Genomic DNA, 23,260 nt, shown 5'->3' on the forward strand with positions numbered 1-23,260 from the left:
TTTAAAATCCTAAACAATCATTTATGCTATAAAGGCCATTTTTTTGTGTGGCAAGCCAAATCCCAGCCTTAATCGCGCCATTGGCGAAGGTTGCACGGCTCGTGGCGGTATGGTTTAGCTCGATATACTCGCCATCGTTGTAAAACCCTACCGTGTGGCGTCCGACGATATCGCCACCACGAAGCGCCATGACGGCGATTTCGTCTTTGCCCCGCTCTCCGATTAGTCCGTCGCGCCCGCTAACTCGCACGCTTTTGATATCTAAATCTCGCGCATTTGCAGCAGTAGTAGCTAATGTCATTGCTGTGCCACTTGGGGCGTCTTTTTTGTGTTTGTGGTGCATTTCGACTATTTCGCAATCAAAATCGCGCAAAGCCTTGCTAGCGAGATTTACGAGCTTGTTTAGCACGGCTACTCCAAGGCTCATATTTGTCGCGTGAAAAACTGGCATTTTTTGCGCGCACTCTTTTAGCAGTGCTTCGCCCTCATCGCCTAGGGCAGTAGTGCCGATGACAAGGGGTTTTGGGTGAGTTTGGGCGAATTTTAATAAATTTATCGCCCCATCTCTAATGGTAAAATCAATCACCACATCGCAAGAATCAAAAAATTTCGCCAAATCGTCTGTGATTACGCATTTGGGGCTATATGAGAGCTCCTCGATAGTATAAATTGCGCTAACTACCGCGTTTTCGTAGTTTTTCAGACACTCATAAATCATACTTCCCATTCTACCGCTGCCGCCGTGGATACCAATCCTAACCATTTTAACCCTTTCTGAATTTGTAAAAATTTGGCGTAGTATAGCCAAATTTAGCTTATTTCTGAATTGTGTTGTGATTAATTTATAGCGCAAAGAAATGCGAAGCATTTCCGTAAAAATAAAATCAGCTAAATTTAAAGCGAAGCTTTAAATTTAGCCACTTCTAAGGTTTTACAGGGGTGGGGGTTGGTAAGGGGGAGGGTAGCGTCTCCAAAACCAGCGTAGCGGTGCGAGGCGGAAGCCGAAGCAGGTTTCTTGCGAGCGCAGCGCGCGAAGCAGAGCAAACAAGCGCGCCCTCCCCCTTACAGAGAATTTCAAAATTTTGCCTAAAATTTGCAAATAATTCAACCTAAATTTAGTATTGAACGATTTGTTAAATTTTAGATTGCGCCGTGCTTTTCTCGTAAGGGGGAAGGGGGCTTGAATTGCGAGGTCGCGCCCCTTCCCCCTTACAAACCCCCAACCCCCGACGACGCTTTTAAGGTGGCTAAATTTTAAAAAGCGTTGCTTTTTAAAATTTAGCTGGTTTTATTTTTACTGAAATGCTTCGCATTTCTCTTGCAATTACGAAATTTTAAATTTCACTTCTCTACGCCAAGTCCGACACTGATGAAACTATCTTGCTTCGCGCTGACATTTGCAGGCTTTTTAATCACGATTTGTGAGTCCGAAACACCCAAATTTGCAAGCGCGCTTTGCACGGATTTGGCGCGTGCGACGGCCAAATCATTTAGGCGCGAGGTTGTGAATTTTTGCGCCTGTATGAGTTTTTCAAACCCCTCTTCGCCACTTTCGCTTATGCGGTGTTTCGCCCTTAGGCTTGCAATCGCAGCGTCAGATGAGAGATTTTCTTTTAGCATTAGCTTGTCTATATTTTCGTTTAGCGTGACGAGCTTAAACGCCCTAGTATCTAGCTTCTCGTTATAGGCTGGGGTTAGGGTGATTTTGATTTCTGGCTTTGATTTTGCAATCGTGGCAAGATTCTCGATTTTTTCGTTTTCGCTGATCAAAATATCGCTACTAGCAGGCTCGAAGTCGATTCCATCAAGCGAGGCAGTATCGATTCCAGCGATTTTGCCCAAAAACCTAAACGGACTTAGCACGATATCGCTAAATAGCTTCGTCACAGCACCCACGATAACGCCACCAAAGCTAAATTTCGGATCGTTTAGATTCCCGCTGATTGGCAGGCTGACATTGATTTGGCCGTCGCTGTCTTTGAGAATCGAAATCGCTAAATCCAGTGGCAAATCCAGCGCGTCTTTACTCTCAACCTTTTCGCCAAGCACGAGATTATCGAGGTTTATGTCGTTTGTGGCGTTTAGTTTGGAGGCGTTGATTTTATAATTTAGCTTTAAATTGCTCTTGCCACTTTTTATCTCATAGCCCACGAATTTCGCGCTGTATGGGGTGATATCAGCAAGCGCGACATCTTTTAAAACCACGCTAATATCGCTTTTTTGCTCTGGCGCGAAAGGATAGGTCCTAAGAGCGATTTGCCCTAAGCCACTTTTGCCCACAAGGCCGTTAAATTTGAGGTTTGCTTGGGATTTGTCACTGATTTTATCGATTGTAGTTTTGATTTTGGAGACTGTGATATTTAGTGGCATAAAGAGCGTATCGTCGATGAAATTAAACGAGCCGTTTTGCACGCTCACATTTGAAATATTTACGCCAAAAGCGCCTTTTTGCCCATTGTTTGGGGCTTTTGGCGCAGGCGATTTGGAGGCTGGTTTGCTTGTGGATTTTGGCGAAGCTTTGGCTAGTTTGGCTAGGTTTATCTCGCCGTTTTTGGCGATATGGATTTTCGCGTAAGGGGCGTTTATGGCGATATTTTTGATATCGATTTTGCTCTCATTTAGGCTTAGCGCGCCCACTTTTGCGCTATTTATGCTAAAAATTCTTGCTCCCTTTGCGTCGTTTAGGGCTAAATTTTTGCCCGAAATTTCAGCATTTAGCGCGAATTTATCGCTAAATTTGAAATTTCCTTTTAAATTCGCATTTCCGCTTGCGATTTTTGCGTTTAAAAACTGCTCCAAATACGGGTTTGCTTTACGCAAATCAGGGTGAGCGATATCGAAATCAATGTCTAAGTTCAGCGGATTTATGGTGATTTTCGAGGTCGCATTGGCGCTTATTTCGTCGCTTGCCACGCTTGCTTTGGCGCTAAAAGGGGCGCTAAAATTGCTAGATAGATTTTGCACGCTAGCGTCAATTTTAGCGAGATTGTGGGTCATCTGTGGGGCTACGAAGCTCTCTGTGATTTTCGCGTGGCCGCCATTTAGCGCGATTTGCGCGATAGCAAAGCTAAATTTTGGCTCATTTTTGGCTGGTGAAATACTGCGCGCGGAGCCGTTATTTTCGCTATTTTGCGTGAAATTTCCCTCTGGGGCGAGTGTGTGTATCCAAGCTAATAAATTTTGCCTAAATTTCGCATTTTCCGCCTTGCTAGGCGCGTAAGAAATCACGCTTAAATCGTTTATACTTTTTGCGCCCTCTTCGCTAATCTCTGAGTTAAAAAACGGCGCGTCAATGCCGATTTTGTCGATATTTAGGGCAAGTTTATCTAGGGCAAAGTTTAGCTTTTGCACGCTTAAATTTTTAATTCCGCTAAATTTTTCGTTTTTATTGGCTAGGTTAAGTTCGCCAAATTTTGCCAAATTTAGGGCTAAATTTGAGCCTTTTTCGTCCATTTGGAAGCTAAAATCATCTGCGCTTAAATTTGCCAAATCTATCTTGTCAAATTTCGCCAAGGCTAAATTTAGTGGCAAAATTTCGATTTTTGCGACTTTTGCCTCTGTTTTAGAGGCGTTGTTTTCGCCCCTGAAATTTGCGCTGATTTGCGAAATTTCGCCACCCTTTGCGCTTAAATTTATTAGGCTATCATTAAATTTGCACTCGCTTAAATTTATCTTGTCTAAATTCGCATTTAAGCCCAAATTTTCGCCCTCTAAGCCAAATTTTAAGCCAAAATCAAAAGCCCTGAATTCGCCCAAACTCGCGTTATTTTCTGTGCTTAGAAAATCGCTATTTTTAAGCGAAATTTCGCCAAGGCGCAAGTTTGCGGCTAAATTTTCTCCAAATTTGGCGTCAAAATCAATATTTGCAAGCGAAATTTGCTCTGATTTGATTAAATTTTGGCTAGCAAGCAGGGCAAGGTCATTTAGTGCGATTTTGCTTTTTTTCAAATTTAGCGCGATTTCCTCGTCCAAAATCACCTCATAAAGGGCGTTTGCGCTGATTTTCCCACCAAGGAGATCAAGCTCTTTTATATCCAAAAACGATAGCCAAAACGGATTGATTTTGAGATTTTCTACACTTAAATTTCCCTCGATTTTAAGCGGATTTAGGCTGATTGAGCCTGAGTGAAAGATATTATCGAAAGTCTGCGAAGAGGCGTTAAAATCGTGGTTTCCGATAGAATTACTAGCCAAATTTAGCCCAGCTATTTCGTAGTTTAAGTTACCAAGCTCGATTTTAAAGGGCCGTTCTAGGCTCAAATCTTCGTAAAAAACCCCGCCGTTTTCGATTTTGAAATTATCCAGTTTGACATTTATGCTCGAATTTTCGTCTGTTTCTTCGCTCTCGCTATTAGCATAAAGGCTCTCGAAATTAAACGAGCCGTTATTTTCGCGCGAAATGCTGATTTTAGGGCTTAAAAGGCGCAGGGTTTGGATATCTATGGTTTTGTTAAACAGCTCGCCAAATTTCAGCTTGACATCGATTTTTTCAGCAGAAAATAGCGGTTTGAAGGTCGAAAGTGAGGGAGCTGTGATATTTAATTCATAGGTAAATGGGTTAAATTTCGCGCTTTTAACGCTGAAATTTGCCTCGTTTTCTAGGATTTTTGGAACTGCTTTTTCGATGAGAAGTGGCACGCCAAAAAAGCCAAAAAGCGTGTAAAACGCGCCAATCCCACAAATGCTATAAATAAATTTTTTCTTGTGTTTTGCTAAAAATTTCACCATTTTTGCGCCTATTGATTGTTAAATTTAATAATCTAAAATTATAGCAAATTAAATTAAAAGGCTGATTTTGTTAGTTCATATCTGTTGTGCGGTGGATTGTGATTATTTTTTGCGTAGGTTAGCAAGCGAGTGCGATGAGCCCTTGGTAGGGTATTTTTACGACCCAAACATACACCCTTACAGCGAGTATTTGCTGAGGTTGGAGGACGCAAAGAGCGTGTGCGATGGGCTTGGGATCAAATTTTACGCTGGGGAATATGATTATGAGGCGTGGCTTAGTGGGGCAAAAGGCCTTGAAAACGAGCCAGAAAAGGGCAAGCGTTGTGAGTTTTGCTTCGATTTTCGTATGCAAAACACCGCCTGCTTCGCGTGCGCTGTCGGCGAGCAAAAAATCACCACGACGCTTTTAATGAGCCCCAAAAAATCGCACGCCCAGCTCGCCCGTTCGCTAGAAAAAATCTGCAAAGAGCAAAATTTGGAGTTTATCGCGCCTGATTTTCGCAAAAACGGCGGCACGAACGAGCAGTTTGCCCTAGCCAAAAAAGACAGCCTCTATCACCAAAACTACTGCGGCTGCATGTTTGCGCTACGCGCACAGCGCACAGAGGGCGAAATTTACGAACTTATGTCGCCAGTTGGCGGGGAAATTTTGCCTGCTTCGATAGAGGAAAAGTTTAAAATTTATAAAAAAGTGGCGAAATTTAGGCGCGAGGGGGTGAAATTTGAGATTATTAGAGATGAGTTTTTAAACTACCGCCTGCTTAGGGCGTGGGTGAAATTCTCTGGGCAGATAAGGCCTTCATTTATCTTGCATAACTCCCATTTTAGGCGTGAATTTGTCAAATTTAGCATAAATGAGAGTTGCGAGAAATTTTACTGCGATAGGGGCGAGATTAAAATTTTAAGCCTTAAATTTTTCAACGAAATTTTAAAAACAGATTTCAAAAACACAGCCGAAATTTTAAAAAATCCGCCAAGCCTGAAAAAACAAGAGCAAATTCGCGCGAAAATTTGCGGTGCGCGCTCGCTTTCGCCAATCATCGTCGTAGATGAAATTTACCCAGCCAAAGTGGAGATTTACGCGCTATCTCGGATATTTTTAGATGTTAGGGAAATTTTAGTAAAGTTAGGGTAAAATGGCAAGAATTTTTATCAAGGATACGAAATGATTGACATAACCGAAATCTTAAACATACTCCCGCACCGCTACCCGTTGCTTTTGATCGACAAAGTTACCGATATGGATATGGGAAAAACGATAATCGCTTACAAAAACATCACCTATGGCGAGCAAATTTTCCAAGGACATTTTCCTGGTCACCCGATTTATCCTGGCGTGATGATTATCGAGGGACTTGCCCAAGCTGGGGGAATTTTGGCGTTTAAATCAATGGAAGCTGAGGGCACGGATTTAAGCGATAAGGTTGTGTATTTTATGAGTATCGACAAGGCGAAATTTCGCAAACCAGTGCGCCCAGGCGATCGCTTAGAATACCGCTTAGAGGCGATTAAACACAGAGGCAGAATTTGGCAGTTAAAGGGCGAAGCGTATATCAAAGATGACGCAGGAGGCGATGTTTTGGCAGCCGAGGCAGAACTTCAAGCAATGGTAATGGATAAATAAAATGAGCAAAATTCATCACACCGCTATCGTAGAAGATGGCGCAGTTTTGGGCGATGATGTCATAATCGAGCCTTATGCGTTCATAAGCGCTCAGGCCAAAATCGGCTCTGGCACACTCATAAAGCAGGGCGCGCGCATCATCGGCGATACTACAATCGGCGAAAATTCTAAAATTTTCTCTTATGCGATTGTGGGCGATATCCCGCAAGATATCAGCTTCGAAGTAGGCGAAAAAACAGGTCTTATAATCGGCAAAAACGCCACAATCCACGAATTTTGCACCATTAGCTCTGGTTCGCACAAGGGAGATGGATTTACGCGCATTGGCGATAATATCTTTATGATGGCGTATTGCCATGTGGCGCATGATTGTATTTTGGGCGATAATATCATTTTGGCAAATTCAGCCACTTTGGCTGGGCATGTGCAAATGGGCGATTACGCAGTAATCGGCGGTCTAACCCCCGTGCATCAATTCGTCAAAATCGGCGAGAGTTGCATGATAGCAGGGGCTAGCGCGCTTGGACAAGACATAGTGCCGTTTTGTCTAGCGGAGGGAAACAGAGCCTATATCAGGGGGCTAAATTTAACAGGAATTCGCCGTAGATTTGATAGAGATACGGTCGAAATCATCAACAAAGCGTATAAATTTTTATTTAATCAAGGCGTTGGCTTAAAAGAGCAGGCTGAAATTTTGATAAACGAAACAGATAACGAGCATGTGAAAAAAATGTGCGATTTTATATTAAATACAAAACGCGGAATTCCGCTAGATAAGGGTAGAAATTAATGTTAGATAAATGTAGTTTTTGTGGTTCGAGCGAAAAGGACGGACTTACGATTTTCCCAAACGATAGTGGCACGGCTTCGATTTGTAGCTATTGTATAGATCAGGCTTATGCAGCACTTCATGGCGGAGAGGTCGCGAAAAAGAGCGAACGAATCGCAGGTGAGATAGATTTCGAGGCGATTAAACCAAAGGCTTTAATGGAGGTTTTGGACAGATATGTAATCGGCCAAGAAAGGGCGAAAAAGATTTTTAGCGTGGGTGTTTATAACCACTACAAACGAATTTTTCGCAAAGATGAGATAGAGGGCGACGATACTGAAATTTCAAAATCAAATATTTTGCTAATCGGACCGACAGGAAGTGGCAAGACGCTTATGGCGCAGACTTTGGCTAGGTTTTTAGATGTGCCTATTGCAATCAGCGACGCTACAAGCCTAACAGAGGCTGGATATGTGGGCGAAGATGTCGAAAATATCCTAACTCGCCTGCTTCAAGCAGCCGATGGCGATGTCGAGAGGGCTCAAAGAGGCATTGTATTTGTCGATGAGATTGATAAAATCGCTAGAATGAGCGAAAATCGCTCGATTACGCGCGATGTCAGTGGCGAGGGCGTGCAACAAGCACTTCTTAAAATCATCGAAGGAAGTGTGGTGAATATCCCGCCAAAAGGTGGCAGAAAACACCCTAACCAGGACTTTATTCAGATTGATACGACAAATATTTTATTTGTTTGCGGTGGAGCGTTTGACGGCATAAACGAGATTATCGGACGCAGAATCGGCAAAAATGTGCTTGGTTTTGGGCAAGAAAAACGAAGCAAAAAAGAAAACCAAAATTTGCTTGGCATGGTAGAGGCCGATGATTTGGTGCATTATGGGCTAATCCCTGAGCTTATCGGCAGACTTCATGTCATGGCGAGTTTAAACGAAATCGACGAGGCGGCAATGGTTAGAATTTTAACCGAGCCAAAAAATGCGATTTTAAAACAATACCAAAAACTTTTCGCAATCGACGGGGCAAATTTGAAATTTGACGATGAAGCTTTAAGCGAGGTAGCAAAACTTGCTATCAAGCGCAAAACTGGTGCTAGGGGACTTAGATCGATTATTGAAGAGATTATGATTGATATAATGTTTGACCTACCAGAGCTTAGTGGATATGATGTGATTATCTCAAAAGAGGTAGTCAGTGAGGGCGCAAAGCCGATATTAGTAAAACAAAATTTAACTGCATAGGGGAATAAATGTTACTTGATTCTTTATTAGGCTTATTTTCTAGTGATATGGGAATTGATCTTGGCACGGCAAACACGCTTGTATTGCTCAAAGACAAAGGTATAATTATAAACGAACCAAGCGTCGTGGCTGTGCAAAACGAACGCTATGGCAAACAAAAAATCATAGCTGTGGGCGCAGAAGCTAAGGAAATGCTAGGTCGCACACCAGGCGATATCGAGGCTGTGCGCCCGATGAAAGACGGCGTTATCGCAGACTTTGATATGACCGAAAAGATGATTAGATATTTCATCGAAAAAACTCACAAAAGACGCTTTTTTGTAAGCCCTAGAATTATCATCTCTGTGCCTTATGGTCTAACGCAAGTCGAGCGCAAGGCCGTGAGAGAAAGTGCGATGATAGCAGGGGCGCGCGAGGTTTATCTAATCGAAGAACCAATGGCAGCAGCTATTGGCGCAGGGCTTCCAGTAGCTGAGGCAAAAGGCTCGCTAGTCGTAGATATCGGTGGTGGCACGACAGAGATTGGTGTGATTTCACTAGGGGGCATTATAAATGCAAAATCAGTGCGCGTAGCAGGCGATAAAATCGACGCTAGCATTGTAAATTATGTCAAAGAAAAATACAGCCTTCTTATCTCAGAGCGTGCAGCCGAAGAGATCAAAATCAAAATCGGCACCGCAATCCAACAACCAAAAGATTTAACCTACACGGTCAAAGGCAAGGACCAAATCAGTGGGCTTTTAAGCTCGGTTGATTTAACTAGCGAAGATGTCAGAGAGGCGATAAAAGACTCAATCCGCGAAATCGCTGACGCGCTAAAATTTGTGCTTGAAAGTATCCAGCCAGAAGTCGCAGCTGATATCGTAGAAAACGGCGTGGTTTTAACCGGCGGAGGCGCGCTAATTAGAGGGCTAGATAAATATCTAAGCGAGGCTGTGAAACTGCCTGTATTCGTAGCAGATGAACCGCTTCTTTGCGTCGCAAACGGCACTGGCAAGGCCCTAGAAGAGATCAAATCGCTAAAACAAGCAGCAAATGACTAATGTAAAGTTTCTACTCATCGCTGTGGTATTGGTGGCTACTTCGCTTATTTTTGGATCGCAAATTCATGGTAAATTTATCGGTCTTAGCGGAGGAGCTATCGATACTTACAAAGATATTACGAGCTTTATAAAAAACAAAATTTCAAAACATATCGATCAAGCAAACACTATCGAAGCCCTGCGTGCCGAAAACGAGGAGCTGAAAAAATCCGCCATGCTTCTTGGCACCTTTGCGGGGGAGTTAAATAAAATTTTGCTTGATAAAAACAGCTCCGCTTATGAACCGCGTGTCGAGCTTGTTAGGACGCTAAGTTACGCTAGTTTAAATGATTACAACAAATTTTGGATAAATTTTAAAAATTTCAATCCAGATAAAGTCTATGGTCTCATTAGCGAGGGCAAAACCGCAGGAATCGTCGTAAATCGCGATAACAAACCCCTAGCCATACTCCAAAAAGATGAAAAAAGCAATTTTTCTGTCTCAATCGGCGAGAGCCAAATTCCAGGCGTTGCAAACGGCGAGGGAAATGCTTTGGTGGTGAAATTTATCCCACAATGGCTAGATCCAAAAGTCGGTGATGAAGTTTATACGAGCGGAAAGGACGAGATATTTTTCGAGGGCGTGCCTGTGGGGCGGGTCAAATCAGTTCAGAGTGGTAAATTATACAAAAGCGCTGTCATAGAGCCATACGCAAATCCAAATATGCCAACGTTTTTGTATGTCGTTACAAAGGAAAGATAATGCCAAAAAGAGAAGATGTAAAGACGATATTGCTTATCGGAAGCGGTCCTATCGTCATCGGTCAAGCGTGTGAATTTGATTATAGTGGCACACAAGCTGCTAAAACTTTGAAAAATTTGGGCTATCGCGTAGTTTTGATAAATTCAAACCCAGCTACGATTATGACAGACCCTGATTTTGCAGATGCGACCTATGTCGAGCCAATCACAAAAGAGAGCATTTTGCGAATTATTAAAAAAGAGGGCGTCGATGCGATACTGCCTACTATGGGCGGTCAGGTCGCACTAAATGTCGCAATGGAAGTCTATGAAAGTGGCGAGTTAGGCGATGTGAAATTTCTAGGTGCTAAACCAGAAGCGATTAAAAAGGGCGAAGACCGCGTGGCTTTTAAAGAAGCTATGATTAAAATCGGCATGGACTTGCCAAAATCAAAATACGCCTACACTATGGAAGAAGCTCATCAAGCAGCCGAAGAAATCGGCTTTCCGCTAATTATCCGCGCTAGTTATACGCTTGGAGGCGCAGGAAGTGGCGTAGCGTATAATATCGACGAATTTAAAGAAATCGCGCAAAACGGCATTGATATCAGCCCAATCCATGAAATTTTGATTGAAGAGAGTTTGCTTGGCTGGAAAGAGTATGAAATGGAGGTTATCAGGGATAATAAAGATAACTGCATAATCGTCTGCTCTATCGAAAACCTTGACCCTATGGGCGTGCATACGGGCGATAGCATTACGATTGCACCGGCTTTGACGCTCACAGACAAAGAATATCAGCGCATGAGGGACGCGAGTTTTGCGATTTTGCGTGAAATCGGCGTCGATACGGGTGGAAGTAATGTGCAATTTGCCATAAATCCGCGCACAGGTCGTATGATAGTAATCGAAATGAATCCGCGTGTCAGCCGTAGCTCAGCCCTAGCTAGCAAGGCCACAGGCTACCCGATAGCCAAAGTCGCTACCATGCTAGCTGTGGGATTTAGCCTAGATGAAATCAAAAACGATATCACGGGCACGCCTGCGAGTTTCGAGCCTGTGATTGATTATATCGTCACAAAAATCCCTCGTTTTGCCTTTGAGAAATTCCCGGGCGCGAACCCGCACCTTGGCACTGCAATGAAGAGTATCGGCGAGGTAATGGCGATTGGACGCACATTTAAAGAGAGTATTCAAAAAGCGCTTTGCTCAATGGAGAAAAGCTACTATGGCTTTATCGAGTTAAATTTAAGCAAAGATGATTTGATTTTTGGGCTTAGAAACGCAGGACAGGATAGAATTTTATATGTCGCGCAAGCTTACCGTGAGGGATTTAGCGTAGATGAGGTCTTTGAATTTAGCAAAATCGATCCGTGGTTTTTGCGCGAAATTCACGAAATCGTTGAATTTGAAGCCAAAATCGACATGGATATCCTAAATGCTCCAAATTTGCTTCGCAAAGCCAAAACTATGGGCTTTTCGGACAAAATGATCGCGCATTTGATTAACAAAGTCGATAATCTAGGCCTTACGCAAAACGATATTTTCTTTGCGCGCGCAAAACACGGCATAAATTTAGAGTATAACGAAGTCGATACCTGCGCAGGCGAATTTAAGGCTCTCACGCCGTATTTGTATTCTAGCACAAATATCACGCCAAACCTGCCAACCAGAACGCCACAAAACGCCAAAAAAGTCCTAATTATCGGCGGTGGTCCAAACCGCATAGGTCAAGGCATAGAGTTTGATTATTGTTGCGTGCATGCAAGCTACGCGCTAAAAGACCTTGGCATAAAGAGCATTATGTATAACTGCAACCCAGAAACGGTTTCTACTGATTATGATACGAGCGATATTTTGTATTTCGAGCCGATTGATTTCGAGCATGTTCGCACCGTAATCGAGACAGAAAAGCCAGAGGGTGTAATCGTGCATTTTGGCGGACAAACTCCGCTTAAATTTGCCAAACGCTTAAATGCAATTGGAGCCAAGATTATCGGCACGAGCGCGCGCACGATTGATATCGCAGAAGATCGCAAGAAATTTAGCGAATTTATTACTAAAATCGGCGTAAAACAGCCCAAAAACGACACAGCCATAAGCGAAGCCGAAGCAATCGAAAAAGCCGCGATCATCGGCTATCCAGTCCTTGTGCGCCCTAGTTATGTGCTTGGCGGACGGGCTATGAGAAGAGTGCATAATGTCGATGAGCTAAAAGAGTATATGAGCGAGGCTGTGAGCGTGAGCTACCACTCACCGGTATTATTAGATAAATTTTTGCTTGACGCGACTGAGCTTGATGTCGATGCTATAAGCGATGGCAAAGATGTCTATATCGGCGCTATAATGGAGCATATCGAAGAGGCTGGAATCCACTCTGGTGATAGTGCAAGCATACTGCCTCCAATGAGCCTAAGCGATGAGATGATTGATAAAATCAACGAAACCACAAAACAAATCGCGCTAAATTTGGGCGTCGTGGGGCTTATGAATATTCAGTTTGCGATTTTTGAGGACGAGCTTTATATGATTGAGGTCAATCCGAGAGCTAGTAGAACCGTGCCGTTTGTGAGCAAAGCAACTGGAATTTCAATGGCCAAAGTCGCCACTCGCGTAATGTGGCAAGGAAATTTGCGCGAGGCGCTTAAATTTTACGATAAATTTGGCGTTTTGTGCGAGGAAAAGGGCATTTTAAAACCGCGCGTGAGTGGCAGAGTATGTGTCAAAGAGAGCGTATTTCCGTTTAATAAACTCCCAGGTAGCGATATCGCGCTAGGGCCTGAGATGAAAAGCACGGGCGAGGTTATGGGAATTAGCGAAAATTTCGCAAAAAGCTTTGCCAAAAGCCAAATTTCAGCCAGCAATGTCTTGCCAAGCAAGGGCGCTGTGTTTATGAGCTTGACTGATCGCGACAAAGAAAAAGGGGTAAGCCTAGCTAAGACTTTGGTTGAGACTGGATTTAGTCTGATTGCCACTGGCGGGACTTGCAAGGCGCTAAAAGAGGCAGGGTTAGAGTGCGAGTTCGTCTATAAAATTTCAGAAGGTCGCCCAAATATCGAAGATAAGCTAAAAAATGGCGAAATCGCCCTTGTCATCAACACCAGCGACACCAAATCAAGCTCGTCAGATACATTTAAAATCCGCCAAGCTGTGGTGAGATTTAAACTGCCGTATTTTACAAATATCAAGGCCGCGCTCGCTGCTACTATGTCAGTGTGTGCGGTCCAAGACGGAAGCGCACTGGAAGTGAAAAGTTTGCAAGAGTATCTAAATGCAAGATAGAATTTCGTCTGAAAATGACGATGAATTGGGGCTAGGGGACAATCTCCTGCTCCAAATTCAAAATTTAGCTAATGGCAATCAAGTTAGCAAAAACGATGTTAAAAAAATTTCAAGCCAAATTTTCCCGTTTAATACCAAAATTTTCGTTTATTGGCAGTTTTACGGCTCATACGCCACCCAAACCCTAAAAGGCGACGCGAGCGTTGATATACACTTTGGCGATAACAAAATCGATTTTGAGGAATACACACAAAGCCTTTTGGATTTAGCCCAAAACGACGAACAAAGTCGCCAAGATTTTGTGGAAAATTTAAAAGCCACCAAAGCAAACGAAGCGATTAAATTTTCTGGTTCTACAAAAAATTTGGGCGATTATGAGAAATTTTCGTTTTCGTATTATTGCGGTAGTTGTAGCGGGCGCGGTTTAGTTCGCTGTAATAACTGCGGCGGGCGCGGAAATGTGGGCTGCTCATCTTGTGGCGGAAGTGGCAGAAGCAACTGCTTTGCTTGTGGGGGCACTGGAAGCGTGCTTTCATATAGGCAGGTGTATCAAAACGGCGAGTATGTCTCGCAAAGCTATTATGCGACCTGCTACTCGTGTGGCGGAAGCGGTTTGCAGACCTGTGGCTCGTGCTATGGCTCTGGAAGCCTTAGGTGTAATTCGTGTAGAGGTAGCGGGGAGGTAACCTGCCAAAAATGCAGTGGATACGGGATTTTCACAGATGTTAGAACCGTAAGCATAATGGCAAAATCAAGCGCAAATATAAAAACCTCGTCCAAAAAATACGCTAACGAATTTGACGAATTTGCCCAAAGTGCTGGTATGGAGCTTTTAAGCGAGAAAATTCCTTTTGAATTGGTCGAATTTAATAATTATTCTAGCGATATCGAGCTTTGCGTTTATGAGGGAAATAGCCATTTTAGCGAACTGCAATATCAAATTCTAGACAAAACATATCTTGGCGTGGGGTTTGCAAATCCGCCTTATGCCTTTATCAAATCGAAATTTTTCGATGATTTATTTGCCGATGAAATCGAGTGTTTAGAAAAAATCGGACTTGACGGCAAAATAACCAAAAGAGAGGCTTATTCGTTTTTTAACAAATACGCCTCCCAGAGCGTTTTGGATAAATCAATGAAGCTAATCGCCTCCATTAGGCGCGATAAAAACGAAGAGTTAGGCTATGCGGTAAGGCAAAGTTGCGATGATTATATCAGCGATGAGAGCGCGCTTAGGCTAAGTGCGATGATGAAGGGGGTGTTAGATAGGATTTCGCCTGTGTATTCTGGGCTAATCTGGGGGCTTGGAGGGGCGATTTTTGCGATTTTTGCGCTAATTTTAACGGAGCTAAATTTAGAAAGCTCGTTTTCGCGCACTCCATTTAGCGCTATTTTTCAAAGCGCGTTTGGAGTGTTTGTGCTAAGCCTTGTTTTAGGGCTAGTTTTTTACACGCTAAGCTCGCTTTCTACGCTACTTAAAAGGCGTAAAATCCCAAAAGAATATCGCCAAAAAATGCGAAATAAAGATCCTTTTAAAAAAATGGCGATTTGCGGAGTTTTCGCTTGGATTGTGGGTGGAATTTATGGCTATTTTGCGTCGCAAAATCCCACTTTGCGCCTTGAAAATAGGGTTGAAAATTTTGTTTTAGAGCAGATTGAAATCAGTGAAAAATTTATAAAAGATTATGAAATTTGTGAGAAATTTAAAACTCTAAACTGCACTAATGAAATTTTGCCTGTCAAAAACAGCGAAATTTCGCCAAGCTACGAGCAAAAGGTCATATTCATACAACAAACCCTGCGCCAAAACGGCTACAATGTCGCAATAGACGGCAAATTTGGCAAAAAAACAATAAACGCTTGCACCAAATTTTTAGGCAAAAGCTTTAATTCGATTGATGAAATTTATGATGAAATGCTAAGACGAAATGAAGGCAAATAGTCAAATTTTTGGCATTTTCATAACCTTTCTTGGTGGGGTTTTGTGGGGATTTAGCGGGGTTTGCGGTCAGTATCTCTTCGAAATAAAGGGTGTGAGCGCAAACTGGCTTGTCCCGCTTCGCCTGCTTTGTGCTGGGGGAGTTTTGGTGATTTATTGTGCTTTTTCGTTGCGAGATAGGCGAGTTTTTGCGCCGATTTTGGACGCGAATTTGAGGGCGCAGTTTTTAGCTTTTTCGATTTTGGGCTTAATGCTGACGCAATATTTTTACTTTTATTCTATCGAGCTTTCAAACGCCGCTGTTGCCACCGTGATCCAATACACCGCGCCCGCGATGATTTTGGCGATTGTGTGTATCACGGAGGCGCGATTGCCTAAAATCAATGAGTTTGTTTCGCTGATTTTGGCGATTTTAGGCGTTGTGATTTTGGCTACGCATGGGGATTTGGGCTCGCTTGTAATCAGCCAAAAAGCGCTTATTTTTTGTCTGCTTAGCGCAGCTTGCGTTTGCGTGTATAATCTCGCGCCCAAAAAACTAAACCAAAAATACCCCGTCGTGCTAAATTTAGGCTGGGGCATGGTGCTTGGCGGAGTGGTTTTAGGCGGGGTTTTGGGCGTGTGGAATTTAGCTGGCGTTAGCGATTTAAGCGGTGTTTTGGCGTTTTTGGGCGTGGTGTTTTTCGGCACGGTTTTGGCATTTAGCTTTTATATGGTTGGGGTGAAGTTAATCGGCGCGCCAAAAGCAAGCCTAATCGCCGCGATTGAGCCAGTTAGCGCAGCTGTGTTTGCACATTTTTGGTTAGGGACAAAATTTGTATTTTTGGATTTCGTAGGATTTGTGCTGATACTTTCGTGTATATTTTTGTTAGCAAAAAAGGGTTAAATTTACCAAATTCTGTTAAAATCATCTGAATTTTAAATTTTTCAAGGAGATTTTTTTTTGAAAACTATCGGACTAATCGGCGGAATGAGTTGGGAAAGCACGGCTACTTACTACAAAATCATAAATGAAGAGATAAAAGCTCATCTTGGAGGTTTGCATAGTGCAAAAATTCTGCTTTATAGTGTGGATTTTAGCGAGATCGAAGAGTGTCAGGCAAAGGGCGAGTGGGAGAGAGCTGGTCGTATTTTAGCCAGTGTCGCTAAAAATTTAGAACTCGCAGGAGCCGATTTTATCGCTATTTGCACCAACACAATGCACAAGGTTGAACCACAAATCAGTGCGAATTTGCAAATTCCCATTTTGCATATCGCCACAGCCACTGCTGATGAACTAAAAGCCCAAAATATCGATAAAACCATACTTCTTGGCACGAAATACACGATGACGCAGGATTTTTATAAAGAAAAATTAATCGAACAAGGTATAGAAGTTTTTATCCCAAATGATGACGAGATCGAATTTATAAACTCGGTCATTTTTAATGAGCTTTGTTTAGGTAAAATTTTGTCATATTCAAAAGAGAAATTTTTAAAAATCATCGATAGACTTGCGAATTTAGGGGCAAAAAGTGTGATTTTAGGTTGCACAGAAATCGGACTTTTGATTTTGCAAGATGATTTGGAAATTCCGGTATTTGACACGACGATAATCCACGCTAAAAAATGCGCTAAAATGGCGTTATAATGGGATTTAATCTCCCATTATAAGCTTATTTGTGATTATATATTTAATCTTTTGGCGATTTAAATTTGAAACAGGATCAAATTCTCCCTCATAAATTTCATCGAAATTTTCGTCCAAATACCTAATGTAAATTTCGCCGATTAACTTCGTCATTTTTGCTGCCACAAACGAATTTATAAGCGCAGCTGTGTTTGCGCATTTTTGGCTAGGGACAAAATTTGTGTTTTTGGATTTCGTAGGATTTGTGCTGATACTTTCGTGTATATTTTTATTAGCGAAAAAGGGCTAAATTTAGCCAAATTTGACCAAATTTTGCGTATAATCTAGCTTTTTAAATTTTCAAATTTAAGGATTTATTATGAAAAAGAAAATTTTACTTTCAGCGCTTTTTGGTGCAGTGATTTTCACAGGTTGCGCCACAGAAAAGCAAAGAGTCATCGAAACACCCGTTTCGCAAGTCGCACTTAGCCCATATCACGGCGAAAAAGTAGCCGTCAGCGTGGGTAGATTCGCAAATCAATCGACCTATAATAGCGGTATTTTCTCAGACGGCGAGGATAGGTTAGGAAGCCAAGCTTTGAGTATTTTAATCACAAATTTACAGCAAAGCGGGCGTTTTAATGTCTTAGAGCGCACAAATTTAGAGGCGATGAAGCAAGAGAGCAAAATTTCGAAAAAAGCCCAAAGTCTAAAAGGGGCGAAATACATCATCACAGGCGATGTCGTGGAGTTTGGCAGAAAAACTGTCGGCGATCATCAGCTTTTTGGAATTTTGGGCAAAGGCAAAACTCAAATCGCATACGCCAAAGTTAATCTTAATGTCGTAAATGTCGCTACTAGCGAGGTCGTGTATTCAAGCAGCGGCGCTGGTGAGTATTCGCTAAGCAACCGCGAAGTTATCGGCTTTGGTGGCACGGCTGGATACGACGCTACGCTAAATGGAAAAGTCCTAAGCTTAGCGATCAAAGAAGCCAGCGACAAACTAGCCCTTGGCGTCGATAATAAGGCGTTTTAATGAAAAATTTAATTTTTGCATTTTGCCTCGGGGCGCTTTTAGTGGGGTGTGCTGGCGGTGGCAGGCAGAGCCTGTATCACTGGGACGGCGAGTATCAAAAATCGCTTTATTTATATCTTAACGAAGAGGGCGATATAAACGAGCAAATTTCATCGTTAGAGAAATCTATCGCCAAAGCAGAAGCTAGCGCGAAAAAGGTTCCGCCAGGTCTTTATGCGCATGTGGGGCTTTTATACAATGCACTAGGAAATACAGCCGCAGCTAAGTCGTATTTCCAAAAAGAAGCCACAGCGTTCCCGCAATCAAGGGGATATATGGAGTTTTTACTCAGTGATAAAAAAGCTAAAAAGGGTGCAAAATGAAAAATAAATTTATAAATTTGGCTATATTTTGCCTCGTATTTTTACTTTCTGGTTGCGCAAACAACGCTCCCAAGACCGATTATTCAGCATTTTTGCAAAAAAAGCCAACCTCGATTTTAGTCTTAATGCCGACAAACGAATCCGTTGAGGTTAAGGGCGCAAGCGCGGTTTTGGCTCACAGCGTAATGCCTTTAAGCGAGGCTGGGTATTATGTCCTGCCTGTAAGCGTAGCGCACGAGACCTTCAAAAGCAACGGCCTTAGCGAAGCGGGCGAAATCCACGCCGTTTCAGCAGCGAAATTAAAAGAGATTTTTGGCGCAGACGCCGCGCTGTATCTAAAAGTCCTACAATACGGTTCGAGCTACAAGGTCGTTTCTAGCAACACTATCGTTAGCGTCGAAGGAAAGCTAGTCGATTTAGGCTCTGGCGCGACGCTGTGGCAAAAGACAGCCTCGGCTCAAAGTGGCTCAGGGAGTGGTGGCGGAAATCTTTTTGTGATGCTAATCTCGGCCGCGATAGAGCAAATCGCGTCAAGTATCTCGGATAAAAGCTACGATGTATCGGCTATGAGCGACGCTTTGCTTTTGGGTCAAGACTGCAACGATTGCTTGCTTTATGGCCCACTTTCGCCAAATTTCAGCAAAGATAAACAACTGCAAAAAAATTAGTTTTTGCTGGGCAAATTTATCAAATTTGGTAAATTTGCCCTAAATTTTAAAATTCTGCAAATTTGCAAACTTTAAATTTTGTATTTGTAGATTGCTTTGCTCGCAATGACAAAACGCGCTAAGCAAATTTTTTAAATCCCCATATCCTCTGCCATTTTTTTCACAGCTTTAAAATCCACCTTGCCACTCCCTAAAATCGGTATTTCGCCCACTTTTTTTACCACGCTTGGCTGCATTATCGGAGCTAAATTTACACCCTTTATCATCTGCGAAATTTCATCTTCGCCAAATTCGGCGCTATATAGTAGCGCGATTTTCTCGCCCTTTTTCTCATCGGCCAAATTTACACACGAAAAGCTAACCGCAGAGCCTAAAATTTCGCCTATCGCCCCCTCTACTGCGCCCAGACTTATCATCTCGCCACCGATTTTTGCGAAGCGCGAAAGGCGGTCTGTGATAAACAAAAACCCGTCATCGTCGCAGTATCCGATATCGCCGCTGTTATAATACCTCACGCCGTCGATCTCGATAATTGCGCGCGCTGTGCGCTCTGGCTCGTCGTAGTAGCATTTCATCACCTGCGCTCCGCCGATTAGGATTAGCCCTGCTTCGCCGTTTCCAAGCTCGGCGAAATTCGCAGGATCGACGATTTTTATTATCGTGCCAGCTAGTGGCAAACCCACGCTTTTTTCGCGGTTGAAGGCAAGTTCTTTGAAAAAATCAGGCTCTAAAATATTTGGCGTATTTACACTGACGACTGGGGCAGTTTCGGTCGTGCCGTATCCCTCGTAGATATCCACGCCAAATTTGACCTTAAAGTCCTTTTTCACGCTCTCGCTTAGCTTTTCAGCACCTGCGATTGCAAGACGCAAATTTCGAAGCATTAGCGGATTTAGGCGTTTGTTTTTGGCATAAAGTCTAAAAAATGTCGAGGTTCCAAACATAATCGACGCGCCGTATTTCGCGCTCATTTTACCCACACAAAACGCGTCTGTCGGGTCTGGGACATGTATGCTCAAAAGTCCGTCATTTAGCGGAAATAGCGTCGTAACGGTTAGCCCAAAGCAGTGAAAAATCGGCAAAGAGGCCAAAAGCGCGTCTTCGCCCGTGGCATTTACGAGTTCGGAGATTTGGCGCACATTTGCCATTATGTTTTTGTGCGTGAGCACCACGCCTTTTGGGCGTCCCTCGCTTCCACTGCTAAATAAAATCGTAGCCTCATCGTCGATTGCGTGTGGCGCGATATACAAAACCTCGAATAAAAATTTAGGCATCAAAAGTGCCTTTATTGCCGTGCTTATGCGCTCTTTGCGCGTGATATCTGCGCCGATATCCTCCAAATACACTAATCTCTCGCCAAGGCTACTTTCTAGCTCAAATCCGCGCGATTTTAGCTTTTCGACAAATTTTTTCGAGCTGATTATGGTGCGCAAATTCGCCTTTGTAGCGCAATACACGAGATTTTCTTCGCTTAGAGTGTAGTTGAGATTTACGCTGATTTTCCCCATGGCTAAAATCGTCAAATTTATCGCACTTGCAATCACGGAGCTAGGCAGGATTATGCCTATGTTTTTTTCATTTCCTATGCGCGGTGTTAGGCGTTTTTGAAACATTATTAGCGCGCTCATCATCGCTAAATTTGTAAATTTCACCCCTGTGCTATCGACCGCGATAGTTTTAAATGGCGAAATTTTCGCCTGATTTAGCCAGTTATACGCTAAGGGATCAAGCGAGCTAAGGTATTTTTCCCAGCTAAAAAACGATAGCTCTCTCACGGTCTTTTTGACCTCGTGCGCCTTAGCATTTATATCCAAAGCCGTGCCAAAACTCACCCTCAAAGCGTGCGTGCCAAGCTTGGAGATTGTTTTTTTATAATGTTCGCTAGCCCTCGAAAATGTCGAACCCCAAAGCCCACGAATATAAAACGGCACTATCACGGCATTTGCGCCCTTTGCAGCGTGCTCAAATCCCGCTTGAAACTCATCAATTCTGCCGTTGTAACTAATGTGCCCCTCTGGGAAAAGCCCCACCACTTCGCCAGCGTTTAGGGCTTCTTTTATCGCGCCAAGCGCACTTTTGCTAACCCCTGCGCCGATCGGAATTACGCCAAAAATTTTCAAAAACCACTTCAAATACCACAGCTCATAATAGCTTCTATGCATTACAAAGCGCACAGCGCGCGGGCAGGCAAGCTGCACGACCGCCCAATCAATCCAGCTAATGTGATTTCCAAGTAGCAAAACTCCGCCACTTTGCGGGATATTTTCTAGCCCATCGACGCGGACTTTATAGCCAAATTTCAAAAACGGCAAAAGCAAAATTCGCATGAAAAGGTGCGGCAGGTATCTCGCGCTAAAAATTCCGCAGATTAGCACGCACAGCGCGCACATTACAAAGATTTCGCCACTATACACGGCAAAATTTACTAGAATTATCGCGATTATCAAAAACAGCACCATAAAGATATTTTGGATAAAATTTGACCCCGCTAGCACGCGCCCCATGCGCTCATCGCGGGTAAAAAACTGAATATTCGCATTAAGTGGCACGATGAAAATTCCACCGCTAAATCCGAAAAATAGCGACGCCAAAGATAGCGTAAAAGCCGAATTTGCGTTTGCTAAAATCATCAGCGAGGCCCCAAGCCCAAACGCGCCAAATGGCACGATTCCTAGCTCGATATGTTTTTTGCAGTAGCTTCCTGCAAACACCGCTCCCAGCGCGATTCCGATCGCACTTAGTGCTAAAATGACTTGGATAATCATCACATTATCATTTCCGCTAATGGCTTTAAAATGCGCTGGAAATGTCGCAATCACGAGCTGTGAAACAGCCCAAAACATCGAAAGTCCAAGCGTGCAGAGCAAGATATTTTTATCCGAAGTTACGAATTTTAAATTTTGCCTTAGATACTCGAATTTTGCGAATTTGGCAAATTCAAATTTCGCCTCAGGCTCAGCCGCGTCAAAATATGGAATTTTATAGGCGAAATACGCCTCCACCATAGAGCCAGCCACGAGCAAAAGCCCTATAAACCACACCGAGCGCAAAAGCTCGCCAGCACCTGCGCCTTGCTTTGCGAAACTTTCGAAAATCACAGAAAACACAAGCGATGAGAGCAAAATCGCGATTATGGTTAGAGCCTGCACTGCGCCGTTTGCCGCGCCTAAATTTTTCGCTCCGACGATTTTTTTGATTAGGCCGTATTTTGCGGGCGAGTATATCGCGCTTTGCGCAGCTAAAAGAATCGTCATAAAAAATGCGAAATAAAACCACCCGCAAATGTATCCAAGCGTGATTAGCGCGCACAAAACCACGCCAAGCAGGGCGCAAGCGCGCGTGATTTTCGTGCGCGAGAATTTGTCGTTTAAAAAGCCAGAAGTGCTAAATAAAAAAATATATGGAAGCAAGATTAGCATATTTACTAGCGCGGTCAGCGCAATGAGCGTGTCGCCCGAAAAGCTCTTAACTAGGACATTTTGGATAGTGATTTTGTGCGCGAGATCTACGCTAGCGTTGATAAACATTATTATCATAAAGGGCAAAAATCCGCTGATTTTGAGTAAATTTTTCATAATTTTTCCTTGAATTTGCGCGAATTTTAACCTTTTAAATTTAACATAGAAAATTTAAGCCGAATTTGATAAAATGCGCCAAATTTTATCAAGGAAAATTATGCAAGTAACTATCACCGAGCGCGATGTGAGCGCACTTAACAAATTTATGCTACTTCACAGCAAAAAAGCAAAAAAACAAAAAATCGTCAGCACCTATGCGATCGCCTTTGAGTTTTTGATCTTTGGTATCATCATCGACGGACTTTTCAAAACAGCCCCGATTGCAAGCGTCGCTTCGCTAATCATGGGCGCGTTGTGGCTGGTGTTTTTCCCTAAATTTTATCGCAAAATGCTTCGCAAACATATCGCAAACGCCGAAAATATCGAGCCTTCGAGCGTGGTGATGAATTTTTTGTGGAGCGAGAGTGAGATTAGCTTCGCTAATGGAGAGGCGAGTGCGAGCGAGAAGTTCGCTACTAGCGATTTAAACCGCATAGCTAGAACGAGCGAAAACTATTTTTTGGGCTTTGAGCGCGGATTTCATATAGTTTTGCCTTACACCGAGGATACTGCGCGCGAAGTGGAAAATTTGGCTAAATTTCGAAATTTAGCAATCGAAAGCGTGGATTTAAATCAGAAAATTTGATTTTGCGTTCTCAGTGCTTCGCTT

Annotated in this window: 18 protein-coding genes and 1 pseudogene; 15 read left to right on the forward strand and 4 right to left on the reverse strand. The window is 43.1% G+C overall.

Annotated elements, in window-relative coordinates; translation table 11 throughout:
- Position 1: 1 nt before the first annotated feature.
- Both dapB and OFO10_RS06250 read right to left on the reverse strand, forming a co-directional pair.
- On the reverse strand, positions 2-763 hold the full coding sequence (dapB, locus tag OFO10_RS06245; RefSeq protein WP_270866524.1) for a 4-hydroxy-tetrahydrodipicolinate reductase: 762 nt from the start codon (positions 761-763) through the stop codon (positions 2-4).
- A gap of 578 nt (positions 764-1,341) precedes the next feature.
- Positions 1,342-4,728: a DUF748 domain-containing protein gene (locus OFO10_RS06250; RefSeq protein ID WP_270866525.1), complete on the reverse strand. Its 3,387-nt coding sequence runs from the start codon at positions 4,726-4,728 to the stop codon at positions 1,342-1,344.
- A gap of 67 nt (positions 4,729-4,795) precedes the next feature.
- Here OFO10_RS06250 and OFO10_RS06255 point away from each other — a divergent pair, with 67 nt between their 5' ends.
- From OFO10_RS06255 to OFO10_RS06300, 10 genes are read left to right on the forward strand one after another with little or no spacing between them, the layout of a single operon-like run.
- Positions 4,796-5,863, forward strand: a complete 1,068-nt coding sequence (locus OFO10_RS06255) for an epoxyqueuosine reductase QueH (RefSeq protein ID WP_270866526.1) — start codon at positions 4,796-4,798, stop codon at positions 5,861-5,863.
- 30 nt (positions 5,864-5,893) lie between these two features.
- Positions 5,894-6,352: a 3-hydroxyacyl-ACP dehydratase FabZ gene (gene fabZ / locus OFO10_RS06260; protein ID WP_270859936.1), complete on the forward strand. Its 459-nt coding sequence runs from the start codon at positions 5,894-5,896 to the stop codon at positions 6,350-6,352.
- 1 nt (position 6,353) lies between these two features.
- Positions 6,354-7,142, forward strand: coding sequence for an acyl-ACP--UDP-N-acetylglucosamine O-acyltransferase (lpxA, locus tag OFO10_RS06265; RefSeq protein WP_270859935.1), 789 nt, complete (start codon positions 6,354-6,356; stop codon positions 7,140-7,142).
- Positions 7,142-8,377, forward strand: coding sequence for an ATP-dependent Clp protease ATP-binding subunit ClpX (clpX, locus tag OFO10_RS06270; protein WP_270866527.1), 1,236 nt, complete (start codon positions 7,142-7,144; stop codon positions 8,375-8,377). Before lpxA ends, clpX begins: the two co-directional genes overlap by 1 nt.
- 8 nt (positions 8,378-8,385) lie before the next feature.
- Positions 8,386-9,420 carry a rod shape-determining protein gene (locus OFO10_RS06275; protein ID WP_270862807.1) on the forward strand — a complete coding sequence of 345 codons (1,035 nt, stop codon included), beginning with the start codon at positions 8,386-8,388 and terminating at the stop codon, positions 9,418-9,420.
- The gene (gene mreC / locus OFO10_RS06280) at positions 9,413-10,162 is read left to right on the forward strand and encodes a rod shape-determining protein MreC (RefSeq protein WP_270859932.1); all 750 of its coding nucleotides are present in this window, start codon (positions 9,413-9,415) and stop codon (positions 10,160-10,162) included. The genes OFO10_RS06275 and mreC overlap by 8 nt, the downstream gene beginning before the upstream one ends.
- On the forward strand, positions 10,162-13,422 hold the full coding sequence (carB, locus tag OFO10_RS06285; protein WP_270866528.1) for a carbamoyl-phosphate synthase large subunit: 3,261 nt from the start codon (positions 10,162-10,164) through the stop codon (positions 13,420-13,422). Before mreC ends, carB begins: the two co-directional genes overlap by 1 nt.
- Complete coding sequence (locus OFO10_RS06290; RefSeq protein WP_270866529.1) at positions 13,412-15,364, forward strand: hypothetical protein; 1,953 nt, start codon at positions 13,412-13,414, stop codon at positions 15,362-15,364. The genes carB and OFO10_RS06290 overlap by 11 nt, the downstream gene beginning before the upstream one ends.
- Positions 15,351-16,244, forward strand: coding sequence for a DMT family transporter (locus OFO10_RS06295; RefSeq protein WP_270866530.1), 894 nt, complete (start codon positions 15,351-15,353; stop codon positions 16,242-16,244). The genes OFO10_RS06290 and OFO10_RS06295 overlap by 14 nt, the downstream gene beginning before the upstream one ends.
- 57 nt (positions 16,245-16,301) lie before the next feature.
- Positions 16,302-16,988 carry an aspartate/glutamate racemase family protein gene (locus tag OFO10_RS06300; RefSeq protein WP_270866531.1) on the forward strand — a complete coding sequence of 229 codons (687 nt, stop codon included), beginning with the start codon at positions 16,302-16,304 and terminating at the stop codon, positions 16,986-16,988.
- Between the two features lie 6 nt (positions 16,989-16,994).
- On the opposite strand, the gene OFO10_RS06305 is transcribed toward OFO10_RS06300, so the two are convergent.
- Positions 16,995-17,141: a hypothetical protein gene (locus OFO10_RS06305; RefSeq protein ID WP_270866532.1), complete on the reverse strand. Its 147-nt coding sequence runs from the start codon at positions 17,139-17,141 to the stop codon at positions 16,995-16,997.
- A 16-nt stretch (positions 17,142-17,157) separates the two neighbouring features.
- On the opposite strand from OFO10_RS06305, the pseudogene OFO10_RS08255 reads away from it, so the two are divergent.
- The 4 genes and pseudogenes from OFO10_RS08255 to OFO10_RS06320 form a co-directional block, all read left to right on the forward strand.
- Positions 17,158-17,277 (forward strand): annotated as a pseudogene (locus tag OFO10_RS08255) (DMT family transporter); the annotation flags it as partial.
- A gap of 69 nt (positions 17,278-17,346) precedes the next feature.
- Positions 17,347-18,003, forward strand: a complete 657-nt coding sequence (locus OFO10_RS06310; RefSeq protein ID WP_270859927.1) for a CsgG/HfaB family protein — start codon at positions 17,347-17,349, stop codon at positions 18,001-18,003.
- The gene (locus OFO10_RS06315) at positions 18,003-18,365 is read left to right on the forward strand and encodes a DUF4810 domain-containing protein (RefSeq protein ID WP_270866533.1); all 363 of its coding nucleotides are present in this window, start codon (positions 18,003-18,005) and stop codon (positions 18,363-18,365) included. Before OFO10_RS06310 ends, OFO10_RS06315 begins: the two co-directional genes overlap by 1 nt.
- Positions 18,362-19,033: a DUF799 domain-containing protein gene (locus tag OFO10_RS06320; RefSeq protein ID WP_270866534.1), complete on the forward strand. Its 672-nt coding sequence runs from the start codon at positions 18,362-18,364 to the stop codon at positions 19,031-19,033. Before OFO10_RS06315 ends, OFO10_RS06320 begins: the two co-directional genes overlap by 4 nt.
- Positions 19,034-19,164: 131 nt before the next feature.
- Here the strand turns inward: OFO10_RS06320 and OFO10_RS06325 are convergent, their stop codons facing one another.
- Entirely contained in the window at positions 19,165-22,608 is a 3,444-nt protein-coding gene (locus tag OFO10_RS06325) for an acyl-[ACP]--phospholipid O-acyltransferase (RefSeq protein ID WP_270866535.1), read from the reverse strand.
- Between the two features lie 100 nt (positions 22,609-22,708).
- Here OFO10_RS06325 and OFO10_RS06330 point away from each other — a divergent pair, with 100 nt between their 5' ends.
- The gene (locus tag OFO10_RS06330; protein ID WP_270866536.1) at positions 22,709-23,236 is read left to right on the forward strand and encodes a hypothetical protein; all 528 of its coding nucleotides are present in this window, start codon (positions 22,709-22,711) and stop codon (positions 23,234-23,236) included.
- The last annotated feature ends 24 nt before the right edge of the window (positions 23,237-23,260 follow it).

This window comes from Campylobacter sp. VBCF_06 NA8, from assembly GCF_027737825.1.
GTDB lineage: Bacteria > Campylobacterota > Campylobacteria > Campylobacterales > Campylobacteraceae > Campylobacter_B.